Source organism: Pseudomonas sp. AE27, assembly GCF_037113495.1.
GTDB classification, from domain to species: Bacteria; Pseudomonadota; Gammaproteobacteria; order Pseudomonadales; family Pseudomonadaceae; genus Aquipseudomonas; species Aquipseudomonas palmensis.
On sequence record NZ_CP146966.1, the window covers coordinates 2,058,917 to 2,072,353 of the forward strand.

Sequence of the window (13,437 nt, forward strand, 5' to 3'; positions counted from 1 at the left end):
GGACAACCTGCCATCAGCCCAGCAGGTAGGTTTGCACCTCGTTCGCACAGGCCTGCGGATCTTCCTGCATGAAGCAGTGCCCGCCGGGCACCTCGCGCAGCTCGACCCTTGGGTTCAGACGCGCCCAGCGCGCCAGCGACACGGGTACGAAGGGATAGGTGGTGATGCCATGCAGCACCCGTGCGGGTGTCTGCACCTGGGCCAGGGCAGCCCACAGCCCGCGAGGGAACGAACTGAACACGTCCACTTCGCGCGCAGGCCGGCACTTGAGCACTACCCCTTCGCCGCAGTCGCCGATGGCGTGGTCCACATAGGCCTGCAGCGCCTCGTCGTGCCAGCCCTTGAAAATGCCGCGCCCGTGCAGCGCGGCGTAGGCCGCCTCGCGGTCGGGCCAGTGGCTGCGCCGGGTGGCGGCCTTGCGTGCCAGGCCGTGGCGACGGTGCATGCCGAACAGCGTGGCCACGCTCATCACCCCCAGCATCGAGCGGCTGAACACCACAGGGTCAAGCAATACCGCCCGCTGAAACAGGCCCGGTTGCAGCGCCAGCATCAAGCCGGTCAGCACCCCGCCGAAACTGTGGCCCATGGCAAAGCACGCCACCTGCCCGTATTCGCCACGGCCTGCCTGGAAGGCCTCGATCGCCAGCGCGGCGCTGCGGTTCCAGCCCACGAAGGCGCCGCCATGATCGCTGTCGCCATGGCCCTGCACATCGCACAGCCACAGGTCGAAATGCTCGGCCAGGCGCTCCAGCAACGGCTGGTAGGCCAGGCAGCAGAACCCGGTGCCGTGGATGAAATGCAGCAGCGGCTTGCCGCTGGCAGGTGAGCGCCAGCCGCGCAGGGTGAAGTGTTCGGCGCAGTCATGCGACCAGGGGATCAGTTCCATCGGGACTCGCTGTGGGGGTTACACAAAACCGGATTCTACAAACAGCAGTGGATACAGCGATAGCACCAGCAGTGCGGCCATCAGCCAATTGAACAGCTTGAGCCAGCGTGGGTCCTGCAGCACGGTGCGCAGCGCGCTGCCGAACATCACCCACACGCACACGCTGGGCAGGTTGACCACGGCGAACACCGCGGCGATCACGATCACGTTGGTCAGGTAGCCCTGGCTGGGTGCATAGGTGGTGATGGCGCCCACGGCCATGACCCAGGCCTTGGGGTTGACCCACTGGAAGGCTGCCGCGCCCCAGAAACCCAGGGGCTTGCGCGTGCCGGGTTCGGCGCTGGTCAGCGGGCCGGAATTGGCGATCTTCCAGGCCAGGTACAGCAGGTAGCTGGCGCCCACGTAGCGCAGCACGCCGTAGGCCAGCGGATAGGCCTTGAACACCTCGCCCAGGCCAAGGCCCACCGCCAGTACCAGCACCATGAAGCCGATACTGATGCCCAGCGCGTGGGGAATGGTGCGACGCACACCGAAGTTCACGCCGGAGGCCAGCAACATGGTGTTGTTGGGGCCGGGGGTGATCGAGGAGACGAAGGCGAACAGCACGAAGGCCATCAGCAGGTTGAGCGAGGTGAGCATGGCGGGTGTCCGGCGGTGTGTTGTTGTGAAGTGACACTAACCAAGTCGGTGCGCAGCGCTGCGATACAGTTGGGGGCAATTGTGGCACTACACTTGGCGAGCCCTCACCACACTCCAGGCTTCCCGTGCCCTCGACGGGCAATTGCCTTAGGATAACCCTCCTCGATTTCCGGAACAGAAGCCCCGCCATGCCCGTACATATCCGCCCCGCGCGCGTCGAAGACGCCAGCCAGATCCTCACCTTCATCACCGAGCTTGCCGAGTACGAGCGTGCCCGCCACGAGGTGATCGCCACGGTCGCCGATATCGAGCGCACGCTGTTCGGCGAAGGCAGCAGCACCCAGGCGCTGATCTGCGAGCGTGACGGCCAGGCCATCGGCTTTGCGGTGTACTTCTTCAGTTATTCGACCTGGCTCGGCACCCAGGGCATCTACCTCGAAGACCTGTACGTCACGCCCCAGGCCCGCGGCACGGGTGCGGGCAAGGCATTGCTGCGCCACCTGGCGCAGGAGGCCTGTGCCAAGGGCTGCGGGCGCCTGGAGTGGAGCGTGCTGGACTGGAACGAACCGGCCATCCAGTTCTACAAGTCCATCGGCGCGCAGCCGCAGGACGAGTGGGTGCGCTATCGCATGGAAGGTGAAACGCTGCGCAGCTTCGCCCAGGGTTGAGACCACGCCATGTTCTTTCGATTGGCCGCCGACGGGCTGGTGCTGTTTCATCTGACGTTCATCGTGTTCGTGATGCTGGGCGGGTTGCTGGTGCTCAGGTGGCCGCGGCTGTGCTGGCTGCACCTGCCGGCCGTGACCTGGGGGGTGCTGGTGGAGGTGCTGCACCTGCCCTGCCCGCTGACCGAATGGGAAAACCGCCTGCGTGCAGCGGCGGGTGACACCGGCTACCCCGACAGTTTTGTGGAGCATTACCTGATACCGCTGATCTACCCGGCCAAGCTGACGGCAGACATCCAGCTGTGGCTGGGGGCGTTGGTGTTCGTGGTGAATGCGGGGGTCTATGCGTGGTTGTGCTACTCGCGCAAGCGCCGTGCCTTGCGGTGAGTGTTCAGGCCGCTTCGCCGGCAAGGCCGGCTCCTACGGGAGCCGGCCTTGCCGGCGAAGCGGTCACCACAGCACCTGAATCAGGCGCTCACCTCCTCCCGCGCCGCATAGCGCTGCGCCAGCACCGCACACACCATCAGCTGGATCTGGTGGAACAGCATCAGCGGCAAAATCATCGCGCCAATCGCCCCCCCGGCAAACAGCACCTGGGCCATCGGCACACCGGTGGCCATGCTTTTCTTGGAGCCGGCAAACAGGATGGTGATGCGGTCTTCCACGTTGAACCCCAGCCGCTTGCCCAGCAACTGCGTGCACCACAGCACCACCGCCAGCAACACGCAGCACACCAGCGCCAGCCCCAGCAGCCGCACCAGCGGCACCGACTGCCACAACCCGCTGATCACCGCGTCGCTGAACGCGGTATACACCACCAGCAGGATCGAGCCCTGGTCGACGGTCTTCAGCCAGCGTGCATTGCGCGCCACCCAGGCGCCGATCCAGCGCCGCGCCAGTTGCCCGGCCACGAACGGCACCAGCAGTTGCAGCACGATCTTCAACACCGCATCGAGGTTGGACCCGGTATCGCCCTGCACGCCCATCAGCACCATCACCAGCAGCGGCGTCAGCACGATGCCCAGCAGGCTGGAGGCCGCCGCGCTGCAGATCGCCGCCGGGATGTTGCCCCGCGCCAGCGAGGTGAAGGCAATCGCCGACTGCACGGTGGCCGGCAACGCGCACAGGTACAGCACGCCCAGGTACAGCTCGTCGCCCACCAGCGGCAGGAACAGCGGCTTGAACAGCATGCCCAGCAGCGGAAACATCACGAAGGTGCAGCCAAAAACCAGCAGGTGCAGGCGCCAGTGCCCTGCCCCGGCCGCCACCGCCTCGCGCGACAGCTTGGCGCCGTGCAGAAAGAACAGCAGCCCGATGGCCAGGTTGGTCAGCCAGCCAAACACCACCGCGCCCTGGCCCTCGCAGGGCAGCAAGGTGGCCAGTGCAATCACGCCGAGCAGGGCCAGGGTGAAATTGTCGAACAGCAACCGCAGGTGTTTCATGTCACGTCCTGTCTTGTTATTGGGATGGCGCAGACGGTAAGGTTTCTTTTCTTTTCCGACTAACGACAGAACCCCAAGAGTGTCGCCCAAAGGACAACCCCACGCCCCGCGCATCCCGCCCCTGAGCGAGCTCAAGGTACTGCCGCGCCCGCTGTACGGGCAGGCGCAGTCGCTGGCCAACATCGCCCTGGGCTTTCGTCACAAGCATGCCTGGGGGCAACTGTCGTATGCGGCCCAGGGCGTGCTGCATGTGCACACCGGCGCCGGACGCTACGTGGTGCCGCCGCAGCGCGCGGTGTGGATCCCGGCGCATACCCCCCACCAGGTCAGCTGCGCCGACGACACCTGCATCCGCAGCCTGTACATCGAGCACAGCGTGTGGCCGGGCACCCAGTGCCGGGTGATCGGCGTGAATGCCTTGCTGCGCGAGCTGATCCGCACCTTCAGCGGCCTGCCGGTGGCCTACGACACCGAGGGCGCAGACGGGCGCCTGGTCGCCGTGCTGCTCGACCAGTTGGCCAGCGCCCCCCAGGAAGACCTGATTCTGCCGCTGCCCCAGGACACCCGCCTGCGTGCACTGTGCCGGCGCCTGCAGGCACACCCCGAGGACAGCACCGGGCTGGCAGCCTGGAGCCTGAAGTACGGCGTTTCGGAAAAGACCCTGAGCCGGTTGTTTCTGCGTGACACCGGCATGACCTTTCGCACCTGGCGCCAGCGCATGCGCCTGCTCAGTGCGCTGCCAGCACTCAGCCGCGGCGAGCGCGTCACCGACGTGGCCCTGGCCTGCGGCTACGAATCGCTGTCGGCCTTTATCGCCGCCTTTGGCAAACAGTTCGGCCTGTCACCGGGCGAATTCCTCCAGACCCACCGGAAACCCATTACGTGAACCTGTTCAAACCGCATCACCTGCTGAGCGGCCTGCTGCTGGCCAGCCCTGCCGCCTGGGCCGCCACCGTGCCTGACAACCTCGACAACCTGGTAGAGGCCGCCAGCCAGGCCGTGATGCAGGAGCACGCGATACCCGGCATGGCCGTGGCCCTGACAGTCAATGGCCAGCACCACTACTACGACTTCGGTGTGGCCTCGCGCGACAGCGGCCAGGCCGTCGACCGCGACACCCTGTTCGAACTGGGCTCGATCAGCAAGACCTTCAACGTCACCCTGGCGGCCTATGCCCAGGCCACCGGCAAGCTGAAGCTGACCGACAGCCCGGCCAGCTACCTGCTCGAACTGCGCGGCCGTGCCCTGGAAAACACCAGTCTGCTGAACCTGGCGACCCACACCGCCGGCGGCTTCCCGCTGCAGTTGCCAGACAGCGTGCACGACAACGGGCAACTGATGCGCTACTTCAAGCACTGGACCCCGAGCTACCCGGCAGGCACCCGGCGTACCTATGCCAACCCGAGCATCGGCCTGCTCGGGGTGATCAGCGCCCGCCAACTGGACATGAGCTACCGGTCCGCCCTGCAGGACCTGCTGTTTCCGGCGCTGGGCCTGAACAACACCCATCTGCAGGTACCTGCCAACTGGCAGCGTATGTACGCCCAGGGCTATACCCGCGACAACGTCCCCGCCCGGCTGAGCCCTGCGGTGCTGGCCGACGAAGCCTACGGGGTGAAGTCCAGCAGTGACGACATGCTGCGCTTTGTCGAGGCGAACATGGGCCTGGAGAAACTCGATACGCCCCTCAAGCAGGCCATTGCCGCCACCCATACCGGCTACTACCAGGTGGGCCCCATGACCCAGGACCTGATCTGGGAGCAGTACCCCTACCCGGTCGCATTGCAGACCCTGCTCGACGGCAATGCCAGCCGCATGGCCCTTGAAACCCTCGACGTCACGCCGCTGCAACCCCCGCTGGCCCCGCAGCAGGCGGTGTGGATCAACAAGACCGGCTCCACCAACGGCTTTGGCAGCTACGTGGCGTTCGTGCCCTCGCAGCGGATCGGCATCGTGATCCTGGCCAACAAGAACTACCCCAACGAAGCGCGGGTGAAGCTGGCCTACCAGATCCTCGGCGCCTTGAACGAAGGTAGCCACTGACCGTGAGCAAACCGGTACGCGACACCCTCAAGCTGCTGTTGCTGCTGGCCGGGCTGTGGGGCTTCGCGCGCCTGCCGCCGAGCCTCGGCGCGAACCTGATACTGGTCGGCGGGCTGGCGGCCGGCGGCATCTATGCGCTGCTGAACCTGTCGCGCCTCTTCGCCTTTCTCAGCTACTGGCCAGGGTCGTTGCTGTACAGCGTGGTCGTGGTGTACCTGTGCAAGCTGTCTGCGCAACGGATGCTCAATGCGCGCTTTGGCATCGAGGTGGACTACCTGGACAACGCGGCGGTGGTATATGGGGCGCTCTATTCCATCCCGTTCTCGCTGATGCTGCTGGGGGTCTACCTGCTGTTGCCCCAGTGGCTGCGCAGGGCGGCTGGCAGACTACGCCCCGGCGCCGCCCCGGCCCCGGCGCAGAAAGTGCCGACGTTCGAACCCTTCTTTGCCGCGGCCCTGGTCTGTTGTGCGGGGTTTGCCCTGCAGCAGCTGGACGAGGGCCTGGAGTACGCCCTGATCGTCGATGCCATGCCCGCCTCCAACTGCGGCCCGGTCGACGCGGGCACTGCATGGCTGCGCAAGAACCACAGCCAGTGCTACAGGCTGCAGGGCAACCCGTTCACCGGTACCTTCAGCCTGCAGCAGGTCGACAGCCCGGCGCCCTGATGCTGCGTGCAGTGAACCTCTGCCGCACCGCGCCCCTCGAATGCTCAGGGGCCAGCGTTGGCCCGACCCCATGCGACGGTGCCTTCGATGAGTTTTACCCTGTGGATCGCCGTGTTCGGCGCCGTGTTGCTGATCCTGGCCCTGACCTCCTCGTACCTGCGCTGGATGCCGGTGACCACCTCGGCGGTGTGCCTGCTGCTGGGCATCGGCATCGGCCCGCTGGGGCTGGGCCTGTTGCACCTGGACCTGGACCACGCCGCCGGCTGGCTCAAGCACCTGACCGAAGTCGCGTTGCTGTTCTCGCTGTTCATCAGTGGCCTGAAGCTGCGCCTGCCGCTGCGCAGCCGTGTCTGGCGGGTGGCATTCGGCCTGGCCGGCCCGGTGATGCTGCTGAGCATCGGTGGCTTCAGCGTGGTGCTGCACTACCTGGGTGACATGGCGTGGGCGCCGGCCCTGCTGATCGGCGCCATCCTTGCGCCCACCGACCCGGTGCTGGCAGCGCTGGTGCAGGTCAACGATGCGCAGGACCACGACCCGCTGCGTTTCGGCCTGTCGGGCGAGGCCGGGCTCAACGACGGCGTAGCCTTTCCCTTCGTGCTGCTGGGCTTGCTGCTGGTGCAGGGCCAGGCCGTCGACGGCTCGGCGCTGTTCACCTGGTTGTGGCGCGACCTGCTGTGGGCGATGCCGGTGGGGTTGCTGGTGGGCTACTGGATGGGCAAGTTGCTGGGGCGCCTGACCCTGACCCTGCGCATCAGCCATGCCGACAGCACGCTCACCCCCAACGACTACCTGGCATTGGCGCTGATTGCACTGGCGTATGTGGTGGCCGACACCCTGCATGCCTATGGGTTTCTGGCGGTGTTTGCCGCCGGGCTGGGGCTGCGCCAGGCCGAGGTGAGCTTCACCGGCGGTTCGCAGACCCCGTCCGAGCACCTGGCGCAACCGGTGGCCGGGCACCTGGAAGCCGCGCCGGAGAATGCGGTGCATGGCGACCTGGACAACCTCGAAGACACCCAGGTGGCGGCCGGGGTGATGATGGGCGACATGCTTGCCTTCGGCAGCCTGGTGGAGCGGGTGATGGAAGTGTTCCTGGTGACCGTGCTCGGCGTGGCGCTGGCCAGCCACTGGGACTGGCGCGCACTGGGCTTTGGCCTGGCGTTGTTCTGCGTGGTGCGCCCGTTGAGCGTGTTGCTGATGCCTTGGGGCAGCCTGCTCGACCTGCGCCAGCGGCTGATGGTCGGCTGGTTCGGCATTCGTGGCATCGGCAGCCTGTTCTACCTGTTCTACGCCCTGAGCCACGGCCTTGGCGGCACGCTTTCGGCGCAGTGCCTGAACATCACGCTGTCGGTGGTGGCGCTGAGCATCGTGGTGCATGGCCTGAGCACGCAACCAATGCTGAACTACTACGGGCGGCGCGGCTGACCGCCCCTGCTGGCGAAATACCCTTCGCACAGGCCATGGTGCGTTGCAACCAATGTGGGAGCCGGCCTTGCCGGCGAAGCGCCGCGCGGGCGGCGCTCGATTTCATGGGCGCTGCAACTGTGTTGGCTGGCACATCGGCCCTCACTGCGTTCCCACGCCGGAGCTTTATTTGGAGCGTTGCAACCGGGTGGTTTGAAATCGCACCAAAACCAAAAAGTGCACACCTTGAGTTCACCGGCGCCCTCAAGACCGAGCGCCGCTCGCGCGGCGCTTCGCCGGCAAGGCCGGCTCCTGCATTTTTAAAACCACCCTGGCCCGCAGAATCGCCATGGCACAACCCGATGTACCCACCTGCCCCAACCTGGCCTACCCTTCACCCATGCTCATCGTCGAAAACCTGCACAAGACCTTCACCACCGCCCAAGGCACCCTGCCGGTGCTGCGCGGTGTCGATCTGCACCTGCCCGCCGCCACCAGCCTGGCGCTGATGGGCGAGTCCGGCAGCGGCAAGAGCACGCTGCTGCACCTGATAGCCGGCCTCGAACGCCCCGACAGCGGGCGCATTCTGTTCGACGGCCAACCGCTACACACCCGCACCGAAGCCGGGCTCGCACACTGGCGCCGACAAGGCATCGGCCTGGTGTTCCAGCAATACAACCTGATCAGCAGCCTGGACGTGGCCGCCAACCTGGCCTTCCAGGCGCGCCTGGCCGGCCGCCATGACCCGGCCTGGGTCACCCACCTGGCCGAGCGCCTGGGCCTGGCGCCGCTGCTGCAACGCTACCCCGAGCAACTCTCCGGCGGGCAGCAGCAACGCCTGGCAATCGGCCGCGCACTGGCCTCGAGCCCCGCGCTGGTGCTGGCCGACGAACCCACCGGCAGCCTCGACGAAGCCAGCAGCGAAAACGTGCTCGACCTGCTGCTGGAGCTGGTCGGGGCAAGCAACAGCAGCCTGCTGATGGTCACCCACAGCGCCCACCTGGCCACCCGCCTGCACCAGCGCCTGACCCTGCACCTGGGCCGGGTACGCGCATGATCGGCCTGTGCCTGCAGGCGCTGCTCAGCCACTGGCGGCGCCACCGCCTGCAATGCGCCAGCATCCTCACCGGGCTGTGGCTGGCTACCACCCTGTGGGCCGGGGTCCAGGCGCTCAACCAGCAGGCCCGCGCCGACTACGCGCGGGCCAACGCGCTGCTGACCGGCGCAGCGCAGGCGCAGGTGAGCCCGCGCCACGGCGAACGCTTCGACCAGCACGCCTACATTCAACTGCGCCGGGCCGGCTGGCCGGTGTCGCCGGTGCTCGAAGGCCGCCTGCGCTTTGCCGGCGCCGAACCGGTCAGCGTGAAACTGCTGGGCATCGAGCCGCTGAGCCTGCCACCCGGCAGCGCCATCGCCGGCCAGGCCGCCCAACGCATCGACCCCGCCGCCTTCATCGGCCCACCGGGCCAGGCATGGATCGCACCCGACACCCTGCAGCGCCTTGGCCTGGCGCCCGGTGCCGAACCGCTGAGCGGCGACGGCCAGCGTCTGCCGCCGTTGCAGGTACAGGCGCAGCTGGCCCCGGGGGTGATGGTGGTCGACATCGGCCAGGCCCAACGCCTGCTGCAGGCACCGCAACAGCTCTCGCGACTGCTGATACCCGCCGGCTACACCCCGCCCGCGCTGCCCGAGGGCCTGAACGAGCTACTGGTGGTGCAGGCCGCCAGCGACACCGACGACCTGCAACGGCTGACCGAAAGCTTTCACCTCAACCTCACTGCGCTGGGCCTGCTGGCCTTCCTGGTGGGGCTGTTCATCGTGCATGCGGCCATCGGCCTGGCCCTGGAGCAGCGCCGCAGCCTGTTGCGCACCCTGCGTGCCTGCGGCGTGAGTGTGCGTGCGCTGGTGACTGCCCTGGCCATCGAACTGGGGCTGTTCGCGCTGCTGGCCGGGCTGGCCGGGGTGGCCTGCGGTTACCTGCTGGCCAGCCTGCTGCTGGGTGACGTGGCCGCCAGCCTGCGCGGCCTGTATGGCGCCCAGGTGGCCGGGCACCTGAGCCTGCCGCTGCACTGGTGGCTGAGCGGGCTGGCCATCAGCCTGCTCGGGGCAGCACTGGCCGGTGCCGGCAGCCTGCTGCGCGCCGCGCGCCTGCCGCTGCTGGCGCTGGCACAGCCCCAGGCCTGGCGCCAGGCGCAGGTGCGCTGGCTGCGGCGCCAGGCACTGCTGGCGCTACTGCTGCTGGCCGTGGCCCTGGGGTGCTGGCGCTGGGGCGCGAGCCTGCCGGCGGCCTTCACCCTGCTGGCCGCCTTGCTGCTGGGCGCCGCGCTGATGCTGCCACTGCTGCTCGATGGCGCCCTGGCGCTGTTGCAGCGGCTGTGCCACCGGCCGCTGGCGCAGTGGTTCGTGGCCGACAGCCGCCAGCAACTGCCGGCCCTGGCACTGGCGCTGATGGCGTTGCTGCTGGCGCTGGCCGCCAGCGTCGGGGTGGGCAGCATGACGTCCGGGTTCCGCCAGACCTTTCTGGGCTGGCTCGATCAACGGCTGTCGGCCGAGCTGTACGTGACCCCGCATGACACCGCCCAGGGCCTGGCCATCGCGGCCTGGCTACCCACCCAGCCAGGGGTGCGCGCCGTGCTCGCGCAGTGGCGCACCGAAGTGCGCGTGGGCGGCGCCCCGGTGCAGGTGCAGGGGGTGATCGACCACCCGGCCTACGCGCAGCACTGGCCGTTGCTCGAACAGCGCAGCGAAGCGTGGCGCCAGTTGGCCAGCGGCGCCGGGGCGATGCTCAGCGAACAGTTGGCGCGGCGCCTGGCGCTGGGCCTGGGCGACCGCCTGAGCTTGCCCGGCGCTGCGCCCCTTGATGTGGTGGCCGTATACGCCGACTACGGCAACCCGCGCGGGCAGGTGCTGGTGAACGCCGACTGGCTGCGGCGCACCTGGCCCGAGGCCACGCTCAACACCCTCAACCTGCGCGTGGCGGGCGAGCAGGTGGCGACGCTCAAGGCCGCGCTGCAGCAACGCTATGCGCTGGACGGCACCCGGCTGGTGGACCAGCGCACCCTCAGGCGCTGGTCGGTGGAGGTGTTCGAGCGCACCTTCGCCGCCACCGCCGCACTCAACAGCCTGACCCTGGGCGTGGCCGGCGTGGCCCTGTTGATCAGCCTTTTGACCCTGGGCCAGAGCCGGCTCGGCCAGTTGGCGCCGCTATGGGCACTGGGCGTCAGGCGCCAGCACCTGGCCTGGCTGTCGCTGGGGCAGACGCTGCTGCTGGCCAGCCTGACCGTGCTGCTGGCAATTCCCCTGGGCCTGCTGCTGGCCTGGTGCCTGGTGGCGGTGGTCAACGTGCAGGCTTTCGGCTGGCGCCTGCCGTTGCAGGTGTTCCCTGGCCAGCTGCTGCAACTGGCGCTGCTGGGCCTGTTCACCGCCCTGCTCGCCGCCGCCGGGCCCCTGTGGCAACTGGCCCGCCGCCAGCCCGCCGAACTGCTGAGGCACTATGCCGATGGAACCTAGACACTGGGGCGTCCTGCTGCTGTGCCTGCTGCTGGGCGCCTGCGACCCCTCGCCACCGCCACCCGCCGGTTTTGCCGGCCTGGGCCAGGACGCCGCAGCCTTTGCCCCGGTGGTGCGCGGCCAACCGTTGCAGTTCCCGCGTGACCACGGCGCCCATGCGGGGTATCGCATCGAATGGTGGTACGTGACCGCCAACCTGCGCGATGCACAGGGCCGCGACTGGGGTGCGCAATGGACGCTGTTCCGTTCGGCGCTGCGCCCCGGCGCCGAACAGCCGGGCTGGGCCAGCCCCGCCGTATGGCTGGGGCACGCGGCGTTGAGCGGGCCGTTTGGCCATCAGTTCAGTGAAACGCTGGCGCGTGGCGGTGTCGGCCAGGCGGACGTGCAGGCGCAACCATTCAAGGCCTGGATCGACGACTGGTCGCTGCAGGCGGTGGGCGGCCAAGGCATCGAGCAGTTGCAGATGCGCGCAGGCGGCAAGGGCTTCAGCTACGACCTGCAACTGAGCAGCCAGCAGCCTCTGGTGCTGCAGGGCGATCAGGGCTACAGCGAGAAGTCCGGCCAGGGCCAGGCGTCGTATTACTACAGCCAGCCGTTCTATACAGTGCGCGGTGAAGTACAGCACGAGGGCCGGCGCGTCGAGGTGACCGGCAACGCCTGGCTCGACCGCGAATGGAGCAGCCAGCCGCTGGCCCCCGACCAGCATGGTTGGGACTGGTTTTCGCTGCACCTGGACAACGGCACGCGGCTGATGCTGTTCCAGGTCCGTCAGGCCGATGCACAACCGTACCGGGCAGGCACCTGGATTGCCGCCGACGGCAGCAGCACCGCGCTCAACGGTGCGCAGATCGTGCTTGAGCCGCTGGCCCGCACCCAACTGGTCGACGGCCCGCAGGTGCCCACGCGCTGGCGGGTGCAGGTGCCCGACCGGCAGCTGGACATCGAGGTCGACGCCCTGGTGCCGCAGGCCTGGATGGGCACCCGCTTTCCCTACTGGGAAGGCCCGGTGAAGGTACAGGGCAGCACGGCCGGGCGTGGCTACCTGGAAATGACCGGCTATTCGCGCTGAGCGCCACCGACGCAGCGGCTATTCTTGCCTGAACGCCCACCTGCCTGGAGTTGCACCATGCCTGGCCTGTCTACTTCCGCCCCCCGTGGCTGGACGCAGTGGTGCAAACCGCTGGCGTTCCTGCTGGTGGCCGCCATTGGCCTGTACTACGTGAAATGGTCGCCCTACTACGCCAAGTCGTTTGTTGCCGCCGACAGCCACAGCATCGGCGCCTCGATCCTGGACGATCACCAGTACGCACCGCTGACGGCAGCGCTGGCGTATGCCCAGGTGTACTTCCTGGCCATCTGGAAGGCGGCGCTGCTGGCGGTGATCCTCGGCTCGCTGGTTCAGGTGCTGATACCGCGCGACTGGCTGCTGCGCCTGTTCGGCAAGGCCGGGCTGGGCTCGACCCTGCGTGGCGGCCTGTTCGCCCTGCCGGGCATGATGTGCAGTTGCTGCGCGGCACCGGTGGCTGCCGGGCTGCGTCGGCAGAATGTGTCGGTAGGCGCGGCGCTGGCGTTCTGGATCGCCAACCCGGTGCTCAACCCGGCCACGCTGGTGTTCATGGGCTTCGTGCTGGGCTGGGAGTTCAGTGCCCTGCGCCTGGTGGCGGGTGTGGTGCTGGTGGTGGGGGTGTCGCTGTTCGCCCAGCGCATCTCGCGCCCGGACGTACTGCCCGAACCCGCGGTGGACGCGGCCAATGTGGCCAGTACCCCGGTGCCCGGCAGCCTGCTGGCACGCTGGATGAAAACCCTGTGGCAGCTGTTCTGGACCACCATCCCGATCTATGTGCTGGCCGTGCTGGTACTGGGCGCGGCGCGGGTGTGGCTGTTTCCGCATGTCGAGGGCGGCATGGGTTCAGGGCTGGTGTGGCTGGTACCGCTGGCGATGGTCGGCACGCTGTTCGTGATCCCGACGGCGGCGGAAATCCCGATCGTGCAGACGCTGATGGCCCTGGGGCTGGGCACCGCGCCGGCGGTGGCATTGCTGATGACCTTGCCCAGCGTGAGCCTGCCGTCACTGCTGATGCTGCGCACCTCCTTCGATACGCGGGTGCTGGTGTGGGTTGCGCTGCTGACGATGCTGGTGGGGGTGCTCAGCGGGCTGGTTGCGCTGCTGGTGCTCTAGGGCCGGC

The 13,437-nt window shown here is 68.0% G+C and carries 13 protein-coding genes; 10 read left to right on the forward strand and 3 right to left on the reverse strand.

Annotation, left to right across the window (positions count from 1 at the left end; all coding sequences use genetic code 11):
- Positions 1 to 13 precede the first annotated feature (13 nt).
- Both V9K84_RS09415 and V9K84_RS09420 read right to left on the reverse strand, forming a co-directional pair.
- On the reverse strand, positions 14 to 886 hold the full coding sequence (locus tag V9K84_RS09415) for an alpha/beta hydrolase (protein ID WP_058540269.1): 873 nt from the start codon (positions 884 to 886) through the stop codon (positions 14 to 16).
- Between the two features lie 18 nt (positions 887 to 904).
- On the reverse strand, positions 905 to 1,525 hold the full coding sequence (locus tag V9K84_RS09420) for a LysE family translocator (protein WP_088515103.1): 621 nt from the start codon (positions 1,523 to 1,525) through the stop codon (positions 905 to 907).
- A 188-nt stretch (positions 1,526 to 1,713) separates the two neighbouring features.
- Between V9K84_RS09420 and V9K84_RS09425 the strand changes: the two genes are divergently transcribed.
- Both V9K84_RS09425 and V9K84_RS09430 read left to right on the forward strand, forming a co-directional pair.
- The gene (locus V9K84_RS09425) at positions 1,714 to 2,193 is read left to right on the forward strand and encodes a GNAT family N-acetyltransferase (protein ID WP_043860231.1); all 480 of its coding nucleotides are present in this window, start codon (positions 1,714 to 1,716) and stop codon (positions 2,191 to 2,193) included.
- A 9-nt stretch (positions 2,194 to 2,202) separates the two neighbouring features.
- Positions 2,203 to 2,577 (forward strand): DUF2784 domain-containing protein, encoded by a 375-nt coding sequence (locus V9K84_RS09430; protein WP_088515104.1) that lies wholly within the window; start codon positions 2,203 to 2,205, stop codon positions 2,575 to 2,577.
- An 80-nt stretch (positions 2,578 to 2,657) separates the two neighbouring features.
- Here the strand turns inward: V9K84_RS09430 and V9K84_RS09435 are convergent, their stop codons facing one another.
- Positions 2,658 to 3,632, reverse strand: coding sequence for a bile acid:sodium symporter family protein (locus V9K84_RS09435; protein ID WP_043860233.1), 975 nt, complete (start codon positions 3,630 to 3,632; stop codon positions 2,658 to 2,660).
- Between the two features lie 79 nt (positions 3,633 to 3,711).
- Between V9K84_RS09435 and V9K84_RS09440 the strand changes: the two genes are divergently transcribed.
- From V9K84_RS09440 to V9K84_RS09475, 8 genes are all read left to right on the forward strand, one after another.
- Entirely contained in the window at positions 3,712 to 4,518 is an 807-nt protein-coding gene (locus tag V9K84_RS09440) for a helix-turn-helix transcriptional regulator (protein ID WP_054914413.1), read from the forward strand.
- Entirely contained in the window at positions 4,515 to 5,675 is a 1,161-nt protein-coding gene (gene ampC / locus V9K84_RS09445) for a class C beta-lactamase (RefSeq protein ID WP_256582841.1), read from the forward strand. The genes V9K84_RS09440 and ampC overlap by 4 nt, the downstream gene beginning before the upstream one ends.
- Before the next feature lie 2 nt (positions 5,676 to 5,677).
- Entirely contained in the window at positions 5,678 to 6,340 is a 663-nt protein-coding gene (locus tag V9K84_RS09450; RefSeq protein ID WP_043860235.1) for a hypothetical protein, read from the forward strand.
- Between the two features lie 87 nt (positions 6,341 to 6,427).
- Positions 6,428 to 7,762, forward strand: coding sequence for a cation:proton antiporter (locus V9K84_RS09455; RefSeq protein WP_043860236.1), 1,335 nt, complete (start codon positions 6,428 to 6,430; stop codon positions 7,760 to 7,762).
- 379 nt (positions 7,763 to 8,141) lie between these two features.
- Positions 8,142 to 8,798, forward strand: a complete 657-nt coding sequence (locus V9K84_RS09460; protein ID WP_088515134.1) for an ABC transporter ATP-binding protein — start codon at positions 8,142 to 8,144, stop codon at positions 8,796 to 8,798.
- Positions 8,795 to 11,251, forward strand: a complete 2,457-nt coding sequence (locus V9K84_RS09465; protein WP_088515105.1) for an FtsX-like permease family protein — start codon at positions 8,795 to 8,797, stop codon at positions 11,249 to 11,251. Before V9K84_RS09460 ends, V9K84_RS09465 begins: the two co-directional genes overlap by 4 nt.
- Entirely contained in the window at positions 11,241 to 12,320 is a 1,080-nt protein-coding gene (locus V9K84_RS09470) for a lipocalin-like domain-containing protein (protein ID WP_088515106.1), read from the forward strand. The genes V9K84_RS09465 and V9K84_RS09470 overlap by 11 nt, the downstream gene beginning before the upstream one ends.
- Positions 12,321 to 12,377: 57 nt before the next feature.
- Positions 12,378 to 13,430, forward strand: a complete 1,053-nt coding sequence (locus tag V9K84_RS09475; protein ID WP_088515107.1) for a permease — start codon at positions 12,378 to 12,380, stop codon at positions 13,428 to 13,430.
- Positions 13,431 to 13,437 lie beyond the last annotated feature (7 nt).